Source organism: Pseudochelatococcus sp. B33 (assembly GCF_053570585.1).
This window is the reverse complement of record NZ_JBSEFH010000002.1, coordinates 140,519-159,483: the sequence shown is the minus strand read 5'-3', so window position 1 is coordinate 159,483 and position 18,965 is coordinate 140,519. Positions and strand designations below refer to the sequence as shown.

At 67.8% G+C, this 18,965-nt stretch carries 11 protein-coding genes and 1 pseudogene; 4 read left to right on the top strand and 8 right to left on the bottom strand.

Annotated features, from left to right (window positions below; all coding sequences use genetic code 11):
* Positions 1–118: 118 nt before the first annotated feature.
* The 4 genes from ACUSIJ_RS02565 to mutS form a co-directional block, all read right to left on the bottom strand.
* Positions 119–1,477 (bottom strand): esterase-like activity of phytase family protein, encoded by a 1,359-nt coding sequence (locus ACUSIJ_RS02565; protein ID WP_449306794.1) that lies wholly within the window; start codon positions 1,475–1,477, stop codon positions 119–121.
* 114 nt (positions 1,478–1,591) lie between these two features.
* Complete coding sequence (locus ACUSIJ_RS02560) at positions 1,592–2,974, bottom strand: dipeptidase (protein ID WP_449306793.1); 1,383 nt, start codon at positions 2,972–2,974, stop codon at positions 1,592–1,594.
* Between the two features lie 41 nt (positions 2,975–3,015).
* Positions 3,016–4,593, bottom strand: coding sequence for a helicase HerA-like domain-containing protein (locus ACUSIJ_RS02555; protein WP_449306792.1), 1,578 nt, complete (start codon positions 4,591–4,593; stop codon positions 3,016–3,018).
* Between the two features lie 27 nt (positions 4,594–4,620).
* Positions 4,621–7,425 carry a DNA mismatch repair protein MutS gene (gene mutS / locus ACUSIJ_RS02550; RefSeq protein WP_449306791.1) on the bottom strand — a complete coding sequence of 935 codons (2,805 nt, stop codon included), beginning with the start codon at positions 7,423–7,425 and terminating at the stop codon, positions 4,621–4,623.
* A gap of 172 nt (positions 7,426–7,597) precedes the next feature.
* Here mutS and ACUSIJ_RS02545 point away from each other — a divergent pair, with 172 nt between their 5' ends.
* A complete protein-coding gene (locus tag ACUSIJ_RS02545) occupies positions 7,598–9,880 on the top strand; it encodes an NADP-dependent malic enzyme (protein WP_449306790.1) in 2,283 nt (760 codons plus the stop codon).
* 128 nt (positions 9,881–10,008) lie between these two features.
* On the opposite strand, the gene ACUSIJ_RS02540 is transcribed toward ACUSIJ_RS02545, so the two are convergent.
* A complete protein-coding gene (locus ACUSIJ_RS02540; RefSeq protein WP_449306789.1) occupies positions 10,009–11,511 on the bottom strand; it encodes a hypothetical protein in 1,503 nt (500 codons plus the stop codon).
* A 558-nt stretch (positions 11,512–12,069) separates the two neighbouring features.
* Between ACUSIJ_RS02540 and cckA the strand changes: the two genes are divergently transcribed.
* On the top strand, positions 12,070–14,694 hold the full coding sequence (gene cckA / locus ACUSIJ_RS02535; protein WP_449306788.1) for a cell cycle histidine kinase CckA: 2,625 nt from the start codon (positions 12,070–12,072) through the stop codon (positions 14,692–14,694).
* 28 nt (positions 14,695–14,722) lie between these two features.
* Here the strand turns inward: cckA and ACUSIJ_RS02530 are convergent, their stop codons facing one another.
* The 3 genes and pseudogenes from ACUSIJ_RS02530 to ACUSIJ_RS02520 all read right to left on the bottom strand — a co-directional run bounded on the left by ACUSIJ_RS02530 (position 14,723) and on the right by ACUSIJ_RS02520 (position 16,545).
* A complete protein-coding gene (locus ACUSIJ_RS02530) occupies positions 14,723–15,109 on the bottom strand; it encodes a type II toxin-antitoxin system VapC family toxin (protein ID WP_449306787.1) in 387 nt (128 codons plus the stop codon).
* 22 nt (positions 15,110–15,131) lie between these two features.
* Positions 15,132–15,350: pseudogene (locus ACUSIJ_RS02525) on the bottom strand (type II toxin-antitoxin system Phd/YefM family antitoxin); the annotation flags it as partial.
* Positions 15,351–15,450: 100 nt separating this feature from the next.
* Positions 15,451–16,545 carry an ATP-dependent DNA helicase gene (locus tag ACUSIJ_RS02520; RefSeq protein ID WP_449306786.1) on the bottom strand — a complete coding sequence of 365 codons (1,095 nt, stop codon included), beginning with the start codon at positions 16,543–16,545 and terminating at the stop codon, positions 15,451–15,453.
* 637 nt (positions 16,546–17,182) lie between these two features.
* On the opposite strand from ACUSIJ_RS02520, the gene ACUSIJ_RS02515 reads away from it, so the two are divergent.
* Positions 17,183–17,827, top strand: a complete 645-nt coding sequence (locus ACUSIJ_RS02515) for a methyltransferase domain-containing protein (RefSeq protein WP_449306785.1) — start codon at positions 17,183–17,185, stop codon at positions 17,825–17,827.
* Between the two features lie 73 nt (positions 17,828–17,900).
* Positions 17,901–18,941 carry a GHMP family kinase ATP-binding protein gene (locus ACUSIJ_RS02510; protein WP_449306784.1) on the top strand — a complete coding sequence of 347 codons (1,041 nt, stop codon included), beginning with the start codon at positions 17,901–17,903 and terminating at the stop codon, positions 18,939–18,941.
* Positions 18,942–18,965: the final 24 nt, after the last annotated feature.

Here is an 18,965-nt window from a genome sequence, read left to right as displayed (position 1 = left end):
AGCCCTGAACTTCGGTGTCGGGCATCCCGCTCCGAAAAAGGCGGAACGCCGATGCGCGTACACCACATCGAGTCGCAAAAAACGCCGATGCGCGTGCTCAAACGCCAAGTCCAAAAAATTACCTGGCGTTGAGGAAGTCCTTGACTTCGAGGAGGACGAACTCGTTGTCGTCGGCCTTGTTGGGGTCGCGGCTCGCGGAGAAGGGCAGGTTGTTGTCGTTGCCGACGATGATGTGGCCCTCGTCGACGATGTCGACGTTCTCGATGGTGAAGAACGGGAAGTCGAGCGTGCCGTTCTTCTCGCCGCGGATAGCGCGCTTGTCCGGGTCCTGGATCTTCATCAGGTCGATGTAGCCGATCTTGCGCACGTCCTTGCCCGCGTTCTCGTCGGTGAGCCCGATCTTGTAGATGCGCTTGAACGCCGCCGGGGTGGCGAAGCAGTCCGGGCGCTTCTCGCCGGCCGGGCAGGCGCGGCTTGCGGTGCCTTCGGTGTCGTCGCGCTCGATGATGAGGCCGTGGGTGGCGTCGATCAGGTTGAAGTCGCCGATGGAGAGGCCGTTCTGCTCCAGCGGGTATTTCCAGAAGCGGCCGGTCCACTTCTCATTCGCCACGTCGAATTCGAGGATGCGCAGGAATTCCTTGCCGTTGTCCTTCTCGGTCTCGCCGGTCGCCGGGTCCCACAGCGCGCCTTCGAGCAGCGGATAGAGGAACCTGCCGTCGGGCGAGGCGGCCATGCCCTCGAAGCCCTTGGAGCGGCGGACGGTGAACTCGACCGCGCCGCCGGGCGCGGCGGGGGTGCGCACGGCGTAATGATCGGGCGAGCGGATGACCTTACCCTCGACTTCCGTCTCGAACACCGCTTCCACCTTGCCGTCGCGGTCGGTGCGGATGAGATAGGGGCCGAACTCCTCGCCGAACCAGATCCGGCCGCGCACCGGCTGGAAGGATTCGAGGTCGAAGTCGGCGCCGGTGAGGTAGCGCTTCTCGGTGCCTTCCTGGGTGATGTGGAAGGGCACCTTCTTGTCGGGATCGTGCAGGAAGGTGGTCTTGAGGCGCGTCACCGTGCCCTTTTCCCAGTCGATGTCATAGTGATGGAAGAACAGGGCGGAGTCCGGCGAGTTCGCCTTGTTGCCGCTGCCGTTGTCGGTGATGACCCAGAAGGTGCCGTCACGGTCGGCCTTGATGCCGGAATGGCCCTGCACCGGCTGGCCCCGGAAGGGAAACTTGATGCCGGTGGGGCGGCCGTCGTTGATGCCCTCGATGCTCTCGGGCTCGTCGACGCGGGCGGCCTCCCCGGTGGCGTACTTGCCGACGACGCGCAGGTTGTCGGTGGCATCGGCCGGCGGGTCGATGATGGTGAGCGCCGGCAGCGCGGCATGGCCCTTGAGGGTGGCGGTGAACTCCTGTTGCGCAGCGGCCGGCACGGCGACGAGCGCAGAGAACAGCAGCGCGCTGAAAACGGAAGAGGCAAGACGCATCGGAAAACCCCCTGTTGCAGTGGATGACAGGGGTCCTTGATCCGCCTCTTTCATGTCACCGTATTAAAGCTACGGAGACGGAAAAGTGACATTTATTGCGCCGGATAATCCTCGTTATTCGGCAATCGATTGCAGGATTCGCGCCCATGAGCGCGCGCCCTTGTGGAAGTTTCTCAACGAGTACTTCTCATTCGGCGAATGAATTCTGTCATCTTCCAGGCCGAATCCGACCAAGAGCGGATCGGCGCCGAGCCGGTGCTTGAAGGTGGCGACGATCGGGATCGAGCCGCCGCCGCCGATGGTCACCGGCGCCTTGCCCCATTCGTCGCGCAGCGCGCCGGCGGCCTTGGCCAGCAGCGGACTGTCGAGCGGCACCGACACCGCCGGCGCACCGCCGCCGACGCCGAAGGTCACGGACGCGTCGGCGGGGATGATGCGGCGCACGTAGGCGCGGAAGAAGTCGCGCACGTTGACCGGGTTCTGGTCGCCGACGAGGCGGAAGGTGATCTTGGCGCGCGCCTCGGCCGGGATGACGGTCTTGGAGCCCTCGCCGGTATAGCCGCCGATGATGCCGTTGATGTCGAAGGCCGGGCGCGACTGGATCTGCTCGATGACGTCGCGGTCCTTCTCGCCGGCGGGTTCGGAGAGCCCGACCGGGCCGAGGAAGGTCTGCGCATCGAGGCCGAGGCCGCGCCACTCTTCGCGCACGTCCTCCGGGATTTCCGGCACGCCCTCGTAGAAGCCCGGGATGGCGACGCGCCCGTCCTTGTCGCGCAGCGCGGCGATGATGCCGGCGAGCACGTGGATGGCGTTCTGCGCAGCACCCCCGAAGAGGCCGGAGTGCAGATCGCGGTCGGCGGTGCGGACGATGATCTCGTCGTGCACCAGCCCGCGCAGGCCGGTGGTGATGGCGGGCGTGTCGGCGTCCCACTGGTTGGTATCGCACACCAGCACGGCGTCGGCCTTGAGGCGGGCGAGGTTGTCCTCCACGAAGGCCGGCAGATTGACGGAGCCAACCTCCTCCTCGCCCTCGATCAGCACCGTCACGTCGACGGGAAGCCGCCCGGTGACCGCCTTCCAGGCGCGCAGGGCTTCGAGGAAGGTCAGGATCTGCCCCTTGTCGTCGGCAGCGCCGCGGGCGCGGATGACCTTCGAGCCGTCGGACAGTGAATCGATATGCGGCTCGAACGGCGGGCTTTCCCACAGGTCGAGCGGATCGACGGGCTGCACGTCGTAATGGCCGTAGAACAGCACATGGGGCTTGCCCGCCCCCGCCTGATGGCCGAGCACCACCGGGTGGCCCTTCGTCGGATGCACGCCGGCGGCGAAGCCGAGGCCTTCGAGTTCGGCCTTCACATGCTCGGCGGCGCGGCGGCATTCCTCCGCGTGGGCCGGATCGGTCGAGATCGAGGCGATGCGCAGGAAGGCGAACAGGCGCTCCAGCGAGGCATCGAGGTTGGCGTCGATATGGGCCAGAACCGCGTCGAGCTGCGACATTTTTCAACTATCCTTCAGAATGTCTCTTGAGTTCCCGAAAATCACCGCCGCAGGATGCCGCCGAGCGTGCCGCGCACGATGGCGCGGCCGATGGTACCGCCCGTCTTGCCGCCCACCTTGCGGCCGATGTCGGCAGCGATCTGGCCGAGCACGGTATTCGTCACCGTGCGGGTCACGTCGCGGGCGATGACCTGGCCGGTCGAGAGCCGCCCGCCGCGCGGACGGTTGGTGCCGAGGATCGAACCGATGAGATCGCCGATGCCGCCGAGCGCGCCCTCCTCGGCGGGCGGGGCGTTGGCGGCCTCCGTCGCCTCCCCGGCGCGGCTCGTGAGCACCTCGTAGGCGGATTCGCGGTCGATGGCCTTTTCATAGAGGCCGCGCAGCGGGCTGTCCTTGACGAGCGCGGCCCGCTCCTCCGGCGTCAGCGGCCCGACGCGGGCGGAGGGCGGCGCGATCAGCGTGCGGCTGACGACCTCCGGCGCGCCCTTGGCGTCGAGCAGCGACACCAGCGCCTCGCCCACCGCGAGTTCGCCGATGACCTTTTCGGTGTCGAAGGCCGGGTTCTGGCGGAAGGTCTGCGCCGCGGCGCGCACCGCCTTCTGGTCGCGCGGGGTGAAGGCGCGCAGCGCATGCTGCACCCGGTTGCCGAGCTGGCCGAGCACGCTGTCGGGAATATCGAGCGGGTTCTGGGTGACGAAATAGACGCCCACCCCCTTGGAGCGGATGAGCCGCACCACCCGCTCCACCGCCGCCAGCAGCGCCTTGGGCGCATTGTCGAACAGAATGTGCGCCTCGTCGAAGAAGAACACCAGCACCGGCTTGTCGGGATCGCCGATCTCGGGCAGGTGCTCGAACAGCTCCGACAGCAGCCACAGCAGGAAGGTGGCATAGAGGCGCGGATTGTTCATCAACTGGTCGGCGGCGAGGATGTTGATGAAGCCGCGCCCGTCCCGGTCGGTGCGGATCAGGTCGCCGATCTCGAGCGCCGGCTCGCCAAAGAATTTCTCGGCGTTCTGGTTTTCGAGCACCAGCAGGCGGCGCTGGATGGTGCCGACCGACTGCTTGGCGACATTGCCGTACTGGCCGCTCAGTTCCGCCGCGTTGTCGTAGACATAACCGAGGAGCGCGCGCAGGTCCTTGAGGTCGAGGAGCAGCAGGCCCTGCTCGTCAGCGACGCGAAACACAACGTTGAGGACGCCCTCCTGCGTCTCGTTGAGGTCGAGCAGGCGCGACAGCAGCAGCGGCCCCATGTCCGAGATGGTGGCGCGCACGGGATGGCCCTCAACCCCGAACACGTCCCAGAACACCACCGGGAAGCGATCGGACCGGTACTCGACGCCGATCTCATGCGCCCGCTTGACGAAGGGCGGCATGCCCTCGCCCGCTGCCGCAAGCCCCGAGAGGTCGCCCTTGATGTCGGCGGCGAACACCGGCACGCCGGCGTTGGAAAACCCTTCAGCCAGCACCTGCAGCGTCACCGTCTTGCCGGTGCCGGTGGCGCCGGTGATGAGGCCGTGCCGGTTGGCGCGCTTCAGCAGCAGCGTCTGCGCCACCTCGCCGTTGCCCAAGCCGCTTGTGGCAAGGCCGCTTTTGCCGATAAATACGCCTTCATCCGCCATGGCGTCAGAACCTCATGTGGGATCGGATCAAGGCATCTTTCCACCGCCCTCGTCGCTGCGCAAGCCCTTGAGCCTGTAGAGCGCATCGAGCGCCTCGCGCGGCGACAGCTCGTCCGGCACGATGGCGTCGAGCGCCTCGCGTAGCAGGTCGGGCGCGGCGGCGGACGGGCCGGACGTTTCCTGCGGACGGGCGGCGACGGCCGAAAACAGCGGCAGATCGTCGATCAGCGCGCTCACCGGCTTTTCGCGCTCGCTCTTTTCGAGTTCGGTGAGGATGTCGCGCGCCCGCGCGATCACCTTGGGCGGCAGGCCGGCGAGCCGCGCCACCTGGATGCCGTAGGAACGGTCGGCCGCGCCCGGCACCACCTCGTGCAGGAAGACGACGTCGCCGTGCCATTCGGTGACGCGGACGGTGGCGTTCGACACGCGCTTCAGCCGGTCGGCGAGCGCGGTGAGTTCGTGGTAGTGGGTGGCGAACAGCGCCCGGCAGCGGTTCGCCTCGTGCAGGTGCTCGATCGCCGCCCAGGCGATGGACAGGCCGTCGAAGGTCGCGGTGCCACGCCCGATCTCGTCCAGGATGACGAGCGAGCGCTCGCCGGCCTGGTTGAGGATCGCCGCCGTCTCGATCATCTCGACCATGAAGGTGGAGCGCCCGCGCGCGAGGTCGTCCGCCGCGCCCACCCGCGAGAACAGCCGGTCGACGACGCCGATGCGGGCGGATGTCACCGGCACGAAGGCGCCCATCTGGGCGAGCACCACGATGAGCGCGTTCTGGCGCAGGAAGGTCGATTTGCCCGCCATGTTGGGGCCGGTGACGAGCGTGATCCGCCCCCACTTCGCTGCGCCCGGCGGGGAGAGGTCGCAGTCGTTGGCGACGAACGCCACGCCGCCCCGCTTGCACGCCGCCTCGACGACCGGGTGACGGCCGCCCTCGATGTCGAAGGCGAGCGTGCCGTCCACGTGCGGGCGTACCCAGCCGAGATCGGCGGCCAGATCGGCGAGCGCCGCCGACACGTCGATGGCCGCGAGCGCCTCCGCCGCCGCCTTGATGGCCCCGGCATGCGCGCCCATCAGCGCCACCAGCTCGTCGAACACGGCAAGCTCGATGCCGAGCGCCCGGTCGCCGGCGGAGGCGATGCGGCTTTGCAGCTCTGACAGCTCCACCGTGGAGAAACGCATCGTGCCGGCCATGGTCTGGCGGTGCATGAAGGTCTCGTTGAGCGGCGTGCGCACGAACGCCTCGCCGGCGGCCTGCGGCACCTCGACGAAATAGCCGATCAGGTTGTTGTGCTTGATCTTGAGCTGGCGGCAGCCGCTCTCGTTGGCATAGCGCGCCTGCAGCGCCGCGATCACCTTTCGCGAGTCGGCCTGCAGCAGCCGCGCCTCGTCCAGATCGGCGTTGCAGCCCGCGCGCACGAAGCCGCCGTCGCGCTTGAGCAGGGGCAGGTCGTCGGCGAGTGCTGCCGCAAGCGCCTCGCCCCAGGCGGGGTCGAGCTCCTTGAGGCTTTGGCGCGCGCCGTCGAGCTCCGCCGACAGCGCCGGAGCCCCCTCGAGATGGGTGCCGATGGCGCGCGCCGCCGACAGGCCGTCGCGCAATGCGGCGAGATCGCGCGGACCGCCGCGCCCGACGATGAGCCGCGAGAGGGCACGGGCGATGTCGGGCGCGGCGCGCAGCAGGCCGCGCAGACGCTCGCGCAGGGCAATGTCCTCATGCAGCATCGCCACGCTGTCCTGCCGGGCGCGGATCGCCTGCGGGTCGGTGAGCGGGCCGGCCAGGCGCTCGGCCAGGAGCCGGCCGCCGGCCGGTGTCAGCGTCCGGTCGATGGTGGCGAGCAGGCTCCCCGCCCGTTCGCCCGCGAGCGTGCGGGTGAGTTCGAGATTGGCGCGCGTGGCGGCGTCGACGGCAAGGCCCGCTCCCGCGAGCTCCCGCACCGGCGGCGACAGCGGCGGGCGCGAGCCGAGCTGCGTGCGCTCGACATAGGCGATGATCGCGGCCGATGCCGCCAGTTCCGCCGGCGCGAACTGGCCGAAGCCGGCGAGTTCCGACACACCGAAATAATCCTTCAGCCGCCGCTCGCTCGACGCCGGATCAAACCCCTCATGCGCCATGGGCGTGACGGCGGCGCGCTGCTCGGCCCAGAAGGCGCGCAGGGTATCGTCGTCGTGGATGGCGTCGGGCACGATGATCTCGCGCGGCTCAAGCCTTGCGATCTCGGCCATCAGCGCCGTCGCCGACACTTCGGAGACGATGAAGCGGCCGGTCGAGATGTCGGCGGCGGCGACCGCGTAGGTCCACCCGCCTTCTGGCAGCTTCCCCTGCGAGAGCCTGCGCCGCGCCACGGCCGCGAGCCAGTTGGGACGGGCGGGCTCCAGCAGCCGGTCCTCGGTGATGGTGCCCGGCGTCACCAGCCGCACCACCTCGCGGCGCACCACCGACTTGCTGCCGCGCTTGCGCGCCTCGGCGGGGTCCTCGGTCTGCTCGCAGACGGCGACCCGGTGGCCGGCGGCGATGAGGCGCTCCAGATAATCCTCCGCCTTGTCCACCGGCACGCCGCACATGGGGATGTCCTCGCCCTGGTGCCTGCCGCGTTTCGTCAGCACGATGCCGAGCGTGCGCGAGGCGATCTCGGCATCGCCGAAAAACAGCTCGTAGAAATCGCCCATGCGGTAGAACAGCAGGGTATCGGGGTGCGCGACCTTGATCTCGATATATTGCTGCATCATCGGCGACGGCTTGTCGCCGGCCAGGGACGTTCCGGCCAAAGGCGTTCCGGTCAAGGGTGTTCCGGCGTGGGGCGTGTCGGACGGTGTCATCGGCGTGAAACGGGTCATGGGCCAAAGCTATCAGACGGTCCCGGTGCTTTCATCGATTCGCGCAGGCGGGCCATGCACGAAACGGTGGAGAACCCCGCTTGAGGCGGGTGATCCAGTCCGATATTGTTCTCGATACAACCACTTGGGGAAACGCCCATTCGGGGAAACGCCAGAGGCCGATCGCACTCCTATGACAGAACATAAAAAACGCAGCCGCCTGACCTACACGGATCAGGAAGCGCTGACTTATCATTCCCGCAGCCGTCCCGGAAAGCTCGAGGTCGTCGCCACCAAGCCGATGACGACGCAGCGCGAGCTGTCGCTCGCCTATTCGCCCGGCGTCGCCGTGCCCGTGCGCGCCATTCACGAGAACCCCGCCACCGCCTACGACTACACCGCGCGCAGCAACCTCGTCGCAGTCATCTCCAACGGCACGGCCATTCTGGGGCTCGGCAACCTCGGCGCGCTCGCCTCCAAGCCCGTGATGGAGGGCAAGGCGGTGCTGTTCAAGCGATTCGCGGACATCGACGCCTTCGATCTCGAGGTCGACACCGAAGACGTGGATGCCTTCATCAATGCGGTGCGCTATCTCGGTCCCACCTTCGGCGGCATCAACCTCGAGGACATCAAGGCTCCCGAATGCTTCGTCATCGAGGAGCGCCTCAAGGAGCTGATGGACATCCCCGTCTTCCACGACGACCAGCACGGCACGGCCATCATCGCGGCGGCGGGCATCATCAACGCCCTGCACCTGACGGGCCGCGACATCGGCGAGGCGAAGCTCGTCGTCAACGGCGCGGGCGCGGCGGGCATCGCCTCCATCGAGCTCGTCAAGGCGCTCGGGTTCCGGCACGAGAACGTCACCCTGTGCGACACCAAGGGCGTGATCTACAAGGGCCGCACCGAGGGCATGAACCAGTGGAAGTCCGCCCACGCCATTGACACCCGCGCGCGCACCCTTGCCGACGCGGTCCGGGGCGCGGATATCTTCTTCGGCCTCTCCGCCAAGGGCGCGCTGACGCCGGAGATGGTGGCGGGCATGGCGGAAAACCCGATCATCTTCGCCATGGCCAATCCCGACCCGGAAATCACGCCCGAGGAAGTGGCCAAGGTGCGCGACGACGCCATCATGGCCACCGGCCGGTCGGACTATCCCAACCAGGTCAATAATGTACTGGGCTTCCCCTACATCTTCCGGGGAGCGCTCGACGCGCGCGCCACCACCATCAACACCGAGATGAAGATCGCCGCCGTCGAGGCGCTGGCGCAGCTCGCGCGCGCGGACGTGCCCGACGAGGTCGCCGCCGCCTACGAGGGCGCGCGGCCGCGTTTCGGGCGCGACTACATCATCCCCGCCCCCTTCGACCCGCGCCTCATCCAGGTGGTGCCGCCCGCCGTGGCGAGGGCCGCCGCCGAAACCGGCGTGGCCCGCCAGCCGATCGAGAACATCGAGGCCTACAAGACCGAGCTCTCGGCGCGGCGCGACCCGGTCGTCGGGGTGCTCAACACCGTGTTCGAGCGCGTGCGCCGCTTCCCGAAGCGCGTCGTCTTCGCCGAGGGCGAGGAGGAGGCCGTCATCCGCGCCGCGCTCTCCTACGTGCATCAGGGGCTCGGCACGGCGATCCTCGTCGGGCGCGAGGACCGCGTCCGCGAGACGGCGGCGCACGCGGGCGTCGATCTCGAAGGCAGGCCCGGCATCGAGATCCACAACGCCGCCCGCTCGCAGTACAACCCGCTCTACACGCAGTTCCTCTACGAGCGCCTGCAGCGGAAGGGCTTTCTGCTGCGCGACTGCCAGCGGCTCATCAACCAGGACCGCAACCATTTCGGCGCGGCCATGGTCATGCACGGCCATGCCGATGCCCTGGTGACCGGCGTCACCCGCAACTACCACACCGCGCTCAAGGACGTGCTGCGGGTGATCGACGCCCGGCCCGGCCACCGGGTCATCGGCGTCTCCATCGCCATCACGCGCGGGCGCACGGTGCTGATCGCCGATACCGCCATCACGCAGCTGCCCTCGCCCGAGGATCTCGCCGCCATCGCGATGGAGGCGGCGGGCGTGGCGCGGCGTCTCGGCTACGAGCCGCGCGTGGCGCTGCTCGCCTTCGCCAATTTTGGCCAGCCGCGCGGCGAGCGCGCCACTCACGTGCAGGAGGCGGTGCGCGTCCTCGACGAGCAGCGTGCCCGCTTCGAATACGACGGGGAACTCAGCGCCTCCGTCGCGCTCAACCCGGAGGCGCTGTCGCTCTATCCCTTCTGCCGTCTCAAGGGGCCGGCGAACGTGCTCGTCATGCCCGCCCTGCATTCGGCGTCGATCTCGACCCAGATGCTGCAGGAGCTGGGCGCGTCCACGGTGGTGGGGCCGCTGATCGTCGGGCTCAACAAGCCGGTGCAGATCCTGCCGCTGGGCGCGAAGGACACCGACATCGTCAACATGGCGGCGCTCGCCGCCTACAACATCGGCGGCTAGAGCAAAATCAGAGACTTACGGAAAACGGCCCGATTTGGCGAAATCGGGCCGTTTTCTAGAATGGAAGCAGCGCCCTCATCCATCCGTGGGACGGACGCCGCGCCTTGGCGGTCAGATGCGCCTGCGGCTCACTTGTCCTTGCCGGGCGACGTGCGCCCGAGCAGCCGGGCGAATTCCGCCTCGATATTCTCCAGCGACGACAGATCGAACGTCTCCTTGGGCGCCGGCTGGCTCCGGGCGGCCTCGGGCGACGCCTTGAGCGTCTCGGGCACTTTGAGCGTATCCGGCGTGTCCGTTGCCTCTGCCTCTCCCGGGCCGAGGATGCGCGTCCCGCCGGGCGTGTAGCTGGGCGACGCAGGCGGCGGAGAAGCCGGCGTGGGCGAGGCGGGCGTGAGCGAAGCGGGTCCGGGAGGAATCGGTGCGCCGAAGGGCGTCGCCCGCCGCGGGAGGATCTCCGGCGGGAGGATCTCCGCCACGCGTGAGGCCGGCTTGTCGTCCGGCTCGACCTCATCCGCCGACGAAGCCGGGGTGGCGGAAGAACCGGCCGTGTCGGCCCTGCCCGCGGGCGGCGGCGGCGCGGGTGACACGGGAGGCGGGACTGGTGCCTGCGGCTCGAAAACCGGTGCGGGTTCGGACGCGGGCTTCTCCGCAGGCTTCACGTCGGCAGCGGGCGGGGCCTCGGCGCTCGGCCCGGAATCCCTCCGGACGGCCGGAAACGGCGCATCGCCGCTCTTGCCCGCGAAACGTCCCTCCTCGCGCGGGGGAATGGGCAGCGTCGCCTGAACGGGAGGCGCGGGCGGCACCGGCGCGCGCACCTCTTCGGCCGCGGCCTTGGCCTTGTCGCCATCCTCACCGAGGACCGGCTCGACGGGCGGCTTCACAACAGGCGATTTGGCAACAGGCGATTTGGCAGGTGATTGGGCGGGCGATTGGGCGGCGGGGGGCGTGCTCTCGTCGAGATCGATGCCGGTCACCGGCGACGGGCGGACGGCGGCGAAGGGGCGCCTGAGCGCTTCCTCGAGCTGGCGCGCCACGGCGCTGAATGGCCCCTTCGCCGGCTCGCGCGCGGGCGGCGGTTCGGGCGCGTCTTTCTCGCCGGCCGCCGGCGGGGCCGGCAGATCGGCCGCATCGTCCTTCACGTCGTCCGCGGCAGCGGGTTTCGGCGCGACCGGCGTTGCCAGCGGGCGTGACGGCGGTGGGGGGGGAGGCGTCAGCGGCGAGCGGATCGGCGCGGGTTCGGACGGCGAAAGCGAATCGAGACCCGTGCCTGCAGCAACGCCCGCTGCGCCGGCCAGTCCTGCCGCCGCAGCGGCCCCCGCCTGCGGGGGGGCGGGCGGATCGAGCCGCGCCGGTCCGGGGACGAAGTCTTCCACCGGCGCAGGTTGCTGCGCCTGGATCGGCGCGCGGTAGGGCAGCCGGCCGATGCCGCTTTCGACCAGGAGGTCGTTCGGGCCGCCGATCAGCACCAGATGCTCGACATTGTCACGGCGCAGCAGCAGGAGCTGCCGGTGGGCATCGATATCCACAGCGTCGATGACGCCCAGCCGCTGCTGGCGGTGGCGCGCGCTGGAGCTCGCATACCCCAGTCTCGGCCTGTTGCCGGTGATTCGGCGCAGAACCGCAGCAAACACCGCAAGAACACCCAGTATGATGACAAAGGCCAGTAGATACTGAACAATTGCCGGTGTATTGCTACCGAATAATTGCACGGTCGCGCTCCCCCGCCTTTGAAGTAGCCGGCTCGCCGGCATGAGAGCATCCGCAGAAGGCTCGCTTCGACAAATGCTCTACGATTCTCCACCGGACGAATTCTGATCGATCAAGCGATTGCGGTCGATCAGGAAAGCGTCCGGGCCACGGCGATGCGATCCTAACGGATTCACCGCCAACGAATAAATCGCATTTAATGCTGCATATGCAAAGTCTTCATTAGTCTCTTGTGATTTATTATAGGTGTGGAGATCCGGCAACATAGCGGGAACGGGCCGGCGTTCCACCATGACAAGGGATTCGGACAAGGGATTCGGCGGCCCGTTTGCGCCCGCGACCACCGCGCTGACGAGACTGCCGCATGCCCCCCGGCACGGCTTCCCTGCTATAGTCGTCGACCGCGGCTCGGCAGGCGGCGCAAGGGGCAGCGCATCGGGGGCAGCAGTTGAATCCGGATGTCACACGGGATACCAGACGGCATGAGCGAAGCGCGCATGGATAATTCGGTCGACCGGGGCGATCCGCGTTCGGGCCATACCGGCCTCGTCGTGCTGCTGTCGCTCGCCCTCGTCGGCGCGGCGGGCTGGATCTATTTCAGCGAGCAGCGCGTGAGCGAACCGGTGGTGCTCGCCATTCTCGCCGGCTGTGCCGTGGTCGGCGTGGCGCTGAGCTTCGCGTTCGCGCTCGGCATTCTCCAGTTCGCGGGCCGCGGCCGGCACGATCTCGGGCGCACCCTCGTCGATTCCGCCGACGAGGGCCTGATCGTGGTGGAGAACGACGGCCACGTCGCCTATTACAACGATGCCTATCTCGCCCTCGCGGACCGCCTCAGGAGCGACGACCTGCCGGGGCCCCCCACCATCGAGCGCCTGTTCAACGGCGCGCCGGAGATCGCGGAAGCGGTCTACCGGCTGGCGCAGGCGGCGCGCGAGGGGCGCGCCACCGCCGAGGAAATCCGCGTCGTGCCGAAGAAGGCCCCCCGGGAAGCGGCCGACAGGCACGCTGCCGCCAGGAACGATGCGGCCCTGTGGTTCAAGGTCGGCGTGCGGCAGGTAGCGCACCCCGGCCGGCGCCGGGCCACGCTGTGGAGCGTCGCCGACATCACCCGCGACCGCGAGCGGCAGGAGAGCGTGTTCCGCGAGCTGCAGCACGCCATCGACTATCTCGACCGCGCGCCCTCCGGCTTCCTGTCGCTGACGGCGGGCGGCCAGATCGTCTACATGAACGCGACGCTCGCCCGCTGGCTCGACTACGATCTCGCGCAGGTGGGCTCGGGCGGCCTGACGCTGGAGGAGGTCGCGCCGCCCAGCGCCATGGCGCTCATCGGCTCCGTCACCGGCGCGCCGGGCGAGGAGCGCACCGAGACGCTCGACCTCGATTTCCGCAAGCGCGGCGGCCAGACCCTGCCGGTGCGGCTCTTCCACCGCGTCGCCTTCGACGCCGAGGGCAAGCCGCAGCCCTCGCGCACGCTGGTGCTCAACCGCTCGCCGGGCGAGGACGTCGCCGAGGGCCAGCGCGCGGCGGAAGTGCGCTTCTCGCGCTTCTTCAACAACACGCCCGTGGCCATCGCCACCGTCGACCGGCAGGGGCAGATCCTGCGCTCGAACGCTTCCTTCGCGCATCTGTTCGGCATGCGGGCGGGTGCCATCGACAGCAGTGCGCAGCGCTCCATGCTGAGCGTCGTCGCCCCGCGCGACCGCGAGGCCCTCGCCCATGCCATCGACCGGGCCGCGCAGGGGCTCGGCGACATCGCCCCCATCGACGCCGCCGTCGCCGGCAAGCCGGGCGGGGGTTCCGCGACGGCAGGGAACGCGGCGGCGGCAGGCGCGGCGAACGGCCAGCCCGAACGCTCGGCGCGCTTCTATTTCAGCAGCATCGACGACGGCGAGCTCGACGGCGAGGCGGCGATCGTCTACGCGCTCGACATCACCGACCAGCGGGCGCTGGAGGCGCAGTTCGCCCAGGCGCAGAAGATGCAGGCCGTGGGCCAGCTCGCCGGCGGCGTGGCGCACGATTTCAACAACGTCCTGCAGGCGATCATCGGCTACTCCGATCTTCTGCTGTCGAACCACCGGCCGACCGATCCGAGCTTCCAGGACATCATGCAGATCAAGCAGAACGCCAACCGCGCCGCCGCCCTGGTGCGGCAGTTGCTGGCGTTCTCGCGCCGCCAGACACTGCGCCCCAATGTCATCCAGCTCGGCGACGAGCTCTCCGAACTGTCACAGATGCTGCGCCGGCTCTTGGGCGAGCGCATCGAGCTGGAGCTGCGCCGGGGCGCCGACCTGTGGGAGGTGAAGGCCGACACCACCCAGTTCCAGCAGGTGATCCTGAACCTCGCGGTGAATGCCCGCGACGCCATGCGCGACGGCGGCAAGCTCGTCATCTCGACGAGCAACGTCACGGCCGAGGAAAGCGCCCATTTCGGCCACAGCGAGACCTCGCTGCCGCGGGCGGACTATCTCCTGATCGAGGTGTCCGACACCGGCAGCGGCATTCCGCCCGACGTGCTCGACAAGATCTTCGAGCCGTTCTTCACGACGAAGGAAATCGGCAAGGGCACCGGGCTCGGGCTCTCGACCGTCTACGGCATCGTGCAGCAGAGCGGCGGCTTCATCTTCTGCGACAGCGTCGTGGGCGAGGGCACGGTGTTCCGCATCTTCCTGCCGCGCTACGTGCGCCCGGCGGCGGACGAGCCCGCCGGCCGCAAGCAGCAGCGCGAGGCCGTCGACGTCACCGGGCGCGGCACGGTGCTGCTGGTGGAGGACGAGGAAGCCGTGCGCAAGTTCGCCGCCCGTGCCCTGACCGGACGCGGCTACACGGTGATCGAGGCGGCGTCGGGGGCGGACGCGCTCGCCATCGTCGACAAGCTGGAGACGCCGGTCGATCTCGTGGTGTCGGACGTGATGATGCCGGAGATGGACGGGCCGACGCTTTTAGTGCAGCTGCGCCGCCGCTTCCCGGAGCTGAAGGTGATCTTCGTCTCCGGCTATGCCGAGGACGCCTTCGAGAAGAACCTGCCGGAAGGCGAGAACTTCACCTTCCTGCCCAAGCCCTTCGACCTGAAGGAACTGGGCGAGGCGGTGAAGAAGGCGCTGGGGTGAGGGGGCGGACCAGCATTGCCCCGGTTATTCAGAAACACTCGATCGGCGCCGGATAGCGCGCGACGGTCCGGTCGGAAGTCAGCAAGGTTATGCCTTCAGCGATGGCCTGTGCCACGAGGATGCGATCGAACGGGTCCTTGTGGATGGGCGGCAACGTCAGCAACACCAGTGCATGATCGCCCGTCACCGGCAATTCGATGTAACCGTTGTCGAGCAATCCGCGATGCATCACCCGCGGATCGGCCTCGAACTCGTCCCGGCGCAAACCATTCTGGATCGTCATCTCCCGCAGGCTGGTGGCGCTGAAGTAGAGCGTGTTGGCCTTGTCGTCGAGGAGCTTGGCAGCGCGCGCCGACAGCACCCCGGGTGAATGCGCCGCCCAGAGCAGCAGACGAGTGTCTACGAGAAACTTCACTCATCGCCCTCGATATGGCGATGATCTTATCCTGACCCATCTCGTCGAAATCGTCCGGAACGCGGAACTGGCCGGCCAGAAAGCCGAGCCGTTTCTGTTCCTTCGGTTCCGGCGCATCGAGTGGCACCACCTTCACCAGCGGCTTGCCGGCCTTGGCGATGATGAACGGTTCACCCTTCGCGGCCTTGTCCACAAGCCGCGACAAGTGGGTCTTGGCCTCATGTATATTGACGGTTTCAATAGTTTCAGCGGACATCCTCTGTCACCCGCATCAAAGTGAGCCTAGTCCAGGGAACTTAGTCCGCATCGCCCGTATTTTTTAAGTGCACCGGCCCCACCCCTCACGCCACCACGGTCAGCCGCTCCGCCGCGCGGGTGATGCCGGTGTAGAGCCAGCGGGCGCGGTGCTCGCGGAAGGCGCGCGATTCGTCGAACAGCATCACCTCGTCCCATTGCGAGCCCTGCGCCTTGTGCACGGTGAGCGCGTAGCCGTAGGTGAACTCATCCGAATCGCGGCGCAGCGCAAAGGGAATGTCCTCCTCGGCGCCGGTGAAGAACTCGGTCAGCACCGACACGTCGACGCCGCGGCGTGTGTTCTCGTCCTCAGGGATAACCTCCATCTTGATGCAGCCCTTCGCCTCGCCGCGCAGCGCCTTCACCGACCAGGTGCTGCCGTTGAACAGGCCCTTGGTCTTGTTGTTGCGCAGGCACACGAGCTTCTCGCCCGCCGCCGGCAGCGGATCGCGAAATCCCTGCAGTTCGCGGATGCGGCCGTTGTAGAGACGGCGCGTGCGGTTCATGCCGACGAGCACCTGATCGGCGCGCATGACGAGCTCGGCGTCGATCTCGCGCCGGGAGACCACACGCGTGCCCTCCTCCCGGATCGGCGGCAGCTCGCCGCCCTCGCGCACCGCCATGGACAGGCGGATGATGGGATTGTCGCGTGCCTGCCGGTGCACCTCGGTCAGCATCACGTCGGGCTCGGCCTCGGTGAAGAAGCCGCCGCCGCGCACCGGCGGCAACTGCGCCGGATCGCCCAGCACCAGCACCGGCACCTGAAACGACAGCAGGTCGCGCCCCAGAGCCTCGTCCACCATCGAGCATTCGTCGATGACGATGAGCGCCGCCTTGCCCGCCTCCGCCTGCCGGTTGAGCACGAAGGAGGGCGCATCCTCGTCCTCGTTGGTGCGCGAGCGGTAGATAAGGCTGTGGATAGTCGCCGCTCCCTCGCAGCCGCGCGCCCGCAGCACGGAGGCCGCCTTGCCGGTATAGGCCCCGAACACCACCTCGCCGTCCACATCCTCGGCGATGTGGCGCGCCAGCGTCGTCTTGCCCGTGCCGGCATAGCCGAACAGCCGGAACACCTGCGGCGATCCCGTCTTCAACCAGCGCGCCACCGCCTTCAACGCCTCATCCTGCTGCCCGGACCAGTTCATGCGGTTCCCATCCATCATACCGTCGCGGCCCCGGTCTGCGACCGGCAGCGAACGGGCCCGCCCGGACGCCGCGCGGGCCTGATCAAAGGCCGACGAGGCGCACGCATCCGAGTCACGCTCATTTGAGCCGCCCTCATTTGAGTCGCGTTCATGGGCCCTTGGCATAAGATCTTGTTTTGTTCTATACGACAAAAGCGGAAAATCAACCCCGGCGGCGGATCGGCATTGCGCGGGGTGTGAGAACGGCGCTTCCGGCTCCTGAGACCGGAAAATCGCTCCGGCCGAAGCCGAACGCATTTCTTGTCGAATGCACGTCTTGCGATGCCAATGTTGGCATGATACGCCAAAAATTGCACATATCGGGTTGCTCAGGTGCCGTCGTTTAGTGTATCAAGTACCGATCAGAATCGTTCTACTTTCGCTCAATACCAAGTGGTGGATAAGCATTGTAGTTAGAAATGGCCCGAATTCTCGTCCATGCGCCTGGCAGCCACCCGGGCCCCATATCCAGCAAATACGACACATATCCTCACGCCGGACGCACAATACAATGACAAAAATGCGGATAACGAATAGAGCGAACGGTAGCTGTCAAATCCCGCGCCCTGGAAAGCCGCCGGACTTCACTGGCGAAAGGATGACGAGCGCAATCGAAGGCCAGATCGAGTTCGAACATTATCAACGCCATTGCATGGCGCGCGATCTCTGCATCGATCTCGATGTCGCGTCGGGCGAAGGATATCGGTCCGCCCTGCTGGCGCAAGTGGCCCGCAGCGTCACCGGCGTCGAGATACACGCAACCGCCGTCGAACACGCACAGGCCAATTACGCCGCCGACAACCTGATGTTCGTCAAGGCGATGCGTCGGCGCTTCCCCTTGAGGGCGGGACAGGTGCCGTCACTGGTCTCCTACGCCGACGACGCGCGCGTCGTGCTGACGGCGGTGCGCTACGGCGGCGGCGTCAAGGGCAAGCTGGTGAAGGCCCTGCGGATGGGCACCCCCGTCGTCTCCATTCTCCCCGGCACTGAGGGCATCGGCGTGACGAACGGCGTCGACGCGATCGCGGCGAGCGGCGCCGGGATCCGGGGCAGGACGTATTGCCGCTGCTCGAAGACGCCGGCCGCTGCGCCGCGCTTTCGCAAGCGGAGGCGGAGCTCATTCGTCGGCGTTTCTCCCGCTCGGCGGCCAGGGACGTTTTCGAGCGCATTGTCCCCCGTGGTGATCATGGCGCGCCCCGACCTCCCCTCCCGCCCGATGAGTACTCAAGCGACACACTTTTGATCGATCCGGTTGTGTTCGGGATCGACCCGTTTCAGGAGATGGCCCCGGATTCCGCGGGGCAGGAGGTATAGAGGTGGTTATCCAGACTTTTCGCCGCACACGCGCTCGCGCACCGCTTCGTCTGGGACTGGCCGGGGGCGGCACCGACCTCTCGCCCTATTGCGACGAGTACGGCGGCGCCGTGCTCAATGCCACCGTGGACCGCTTTGCCTTCGCCTCCTTCCTGCCCCACGGCGGGAGCCGGATCGTCTTCGAGGCGGACGATATGGGCGTCAGTGAATCCTTCTCGCCCGACGAGCCCCTGGAGGGAACGAAGCTGCCGCTCCACCGCGGCGTGTACGAGCGCATGATCCGCGAGTTCAACGGCGGCGTGCGCGTCCCGCTGACCATCAAGACGACGGTCGACGCCCCGGCCGGTTCGGGCCTCGGCTCGTCGTCGGCCTTGGTCGTGGCGCTGGTGGATGGCATGCGCGCCATTCTGGGCGCACCGCTCGGCGACTACGACGTGGCCCATATCGCCTTCGAGATCGAGCGCATCGATCTTGGTCTCTCGGGCGGGCGCCAGGACCAGTACGCCGCCGCGTTCGGGGGTGTGAACTTCATCGAATTCCTGGCCAACGACCGGGTCATCGTCAACCCGCTGCGCGTGCGCCACGATATCCACAACGAGCTCGAATCGTCCCTGATCGTCTGCTTCTCGGGCCGCTCGCGCCGCTCGGCCGAGATCATCAACCGGCAGACCGAGGGCATCCGCGCCGCGAGCGGACGCACCCTCGACGCGCTGCACCAGCTCAAGTCCGACGCCGCCGACATGAAGCAGGCGCTCCTGGTGGGCGACATCCGCAGGATGGCGGACATTCTCAACGCCTCCTGGCAGGCCAAGCAGCAGACGGCCGAGGGCATTTCCACCTCCGCCATCGATCGTCTGGTGCAGCTTGCGATGGACAATGGCGCGATGGCGGGCAAGGTATCCGGCGCCGGCGGCGGCGGTTTCATGTTCTTCCTGGTCGATCCGGAAAACCGCTTCCGCCTGATGGAGGTCCTCAATTCGGCCGGGGCGGCCTCCTCGCCCGTCAAGTTCACCGCGCAGGGGTGTGAAACGTGGCAGTTCTGACGGCAGGGACCAACGGCGGGAGGA

What these genes read in the sequence shown, in the direction of transcription:
- ACUSIJ_RS02565 (WP_449306794.1), bottom strand. Translation starts at nt 1,477, where the DNA reads ATGCGTCTTGCCTCTTCCGTTTTCAGCGCGCTGCTGTTCTCTGCGCTC.
- ACUSIJ_RS02560 (WP_449306793.1), bottom strand. Translation starts at nt 2,974, where the DNA reads ATGTCGCAGCTCGACGCGGTTCTGGCCCATATCGACGCCAACCTCGAT.
- ACUSIJ_RS02555 (WP_449306792.1), bottom strand. Translation starts at nt 4,593, where the DNA reads ATGGCGGATGAAGGCGTATTTATCGGCAAAAGCGGCCTTGCCACAAGC.
- mutS (WP_449306791.1), bottom strand. Translation starts at nt 7,425, where the DNA reads ATGACCCGTTTCACGCCGATGACACCGTCCGACACGCCCCACGCCGGA.
- ACUSIJ_RS02545 (WP_449306790.1), top strand. Translation starts at nt 7,598, where the DNA reads ATGACAGAACATAAAAAACGCAGCCGCCTGACCTACACGGATCAGGAA.
- cckA (WP_449306788.1), top strand. Translation starts at nt 12,070, where the DNA reads ATGAGCGAAGCGCGCATGGATAATTCGGTCGACCGGGGCGATCCGCGT.
- ACUSIJ_RS02520 (WP_449306786.1), bottom strand. Translation starts at nt 16,545, where the DNA reads ATGAACTGGTCCGGGCAGCAGGATGAGGCGTTGAAGGCGGTGGCGCGC.
- ACUSIJ_RS02515 (WP_449306785.1), top strand. Translation starts at nt 17,183, where the DNA reads ATGACGAGCGCAATCGAAGGCCAGATCGAGTTCGAACATTATCAACGC.